We start from the raw sequence: 632 nt of genomic DNA on the forward strand, positions 1-632 counted from the left end.
TTTTTGCGGCATGTTGGCTTCCTGTTTTGGCTCACCCAGAAACGCTGGTGAAAGTAAAAGATGCTGAAGATCAGTTGGGTGCACGAGTGGGTTACATCGAACTGGATCTCAACAGCGGTAAGATCCTTGAGAGTTTTCGCCCCGAAGAACGTTTTCCAATGATGAGCACTTTTAAAGTTCTGCTATGTGGCGCGGTATTATCCCGTATTGACGCCGGGCAAGAGCAACTCGGTCGCCGCATACACTATTCTCAGAATGACTTGGTTGAGTACTCACCAGTCACAGAAAAGCATCTTACGGATGGCATGACAGTAAGAGAATTATGCAGTGCTGCCATAACCATGAGTGATAACACTGCGGCCAACTTACTTCTGACAACGATCGGAGGACCGAAGGAGCTAACCGCTTTTTTGCACAACATGGGGGATCATGTAACTCGCCTTGATCGTTGGGAACCGGAGCTGAATGAAGCCATACCAAACGACGAGCGTGACACCACGATGCCTGCAGCAATGGCAACAACGTTGCGCAAACTATTAACTGGCGAACTACTTACTCTAGCTTCCCGGCAACAATTAATAGACTGGATGGAGGCGGATAAAGTTGCAGGACCACTTCTGCGCTCGGCCCTT

The 632-nt window shown here is 49.1% G+C and carries 1 protein-coding gene; it reads left to right on the top strand.

Features of this window, described 5'->3' with window-relative positions:
• Positions 1-632, top strand: a 632-nt coding sequence (bla, locus tag SB847_RS20465; RefSeq protein ID WP_410578381.1) for a class A beta-lactamase, incomplete at both ends; no start/stop codon positions are given.

The sequence above is a fragment of the Bacillus sp. SIMBA_026 genome (assembly GCF_046535335.1).
In the GTDB taxonomy this organism is placed as follows: domain Bacteria; phylum Bacillota; class Bacilli; order Bacillales; family Bacillaceae; genus Bacillus; species Bacillus velezensis.